The 569-nt window shown below is 45.0% G+C and carries 1 pseudogene; it reads right to left on the bottom strand.

Annotated features, from left to right (window positions below):
• Positions 1–22 precede the first annotated feature (22 nt).
• Positions 23–569: pseudogene (locus R7Q48_RS29670) on the bottom strand (HipA domain-containing protein); the annotation flags it as partial.

Raw genomic sequence — 569 nt, 5'->3', positions numbered from 1 at the left:
AAGAAACACCATCACGCCTCTATACGCCATCACCTTCCTCCCCATTCTGACGCTCGTATTTGTAACCTGGAGGTAAGTCAGTTGCCTGACAGCCATCAATCACATGTTTTCGTTGAACGACATCACGAGCCTCGATATAGGCACGATCGAACCGCTCTATGAGCAGTGTCCTAGTCTTCCCAATGCGAGTTAACTCAACATTAGCGACGTCCAAACCTGCTAGCTTGGCTAATGTCATACAAAAGAACTCATTAACAGCAATACACGGTGCTTTACCGCTTTCAAATTTCAGAATGTAGTTCGAACTTAATTTGCCTTCACCAAACCCCCACTCATCACCGCGCTTAAGTAAGTTTAACTTGTTTTGAACACCAGCAACCGAAAGGCGAACCTTACCGTCCCAATACACTAATGGCGCTAGATTTCGCTCTAGTCGTTCTATTAGTTCATCATCAGGTACAGGTCTAAAACTAGTTTCTTGAGGTTCTGATTCTGGAACTCGAAAAGATAATGCGCCAGATGTTTCCGCACCAAGCTTACGAATCAGCCCGAATGTGTTGCTTTTGGAG

This window comes from Vibrio sp. 378, assembly GCF_033339435.1.
Note: the sequence above shows the minus strand (reverse complement) of the source record. Positions and strands in the feature narration are given on the sequence as shown.